General features: G+C 50.6%; 1 protein-coding gene. It reads right to left on the bottom strand.

Annotation, left to right across the window (positions count from 1 at the left end):
• Positions 1 to 185 (bottom strand): hypothetical protein (locus AC1RPK_RS07830; protein ID WP_481769370.1); only part of this gene is annotated, 185 nt, incomplete at its 3' end.
• Positions 186 to 235: the final 50 nt, after the last annotated feature.

The following is a 235-nucleotide window of genomic DNA, read 5'->3' as shown; positions in this document are numbered from 1 at the left end:
CGGATGTAGCGCTGCCGCATCTCCGGAGTCATAAGCTCCCACCACTCATCGTTCGGATCATACGTATCTGCATGAGGGTTATTCGGGTGTTTTTCGTTGTAGCGTTTGCGCTCAGCAGGAGTCATGTCCTCCCACTTACCCTCGCTGGCCGTGACCATTAGGCGTGCTATTACTTCTGCTTTCATAGTCTTGTCCTTGGTTAACCAAACCGTGTATTTACGAGGGTTAGTTGATC

Source organism: Dellaglioa sp. CoH-55-MRSF-6 (assembly GCF_056782215.1).
The sequence above is the reverse complement of the archived record's forward strand: the minus strand, read 5'-3'. Positions and strand labels throughout refer to the sequence as shown.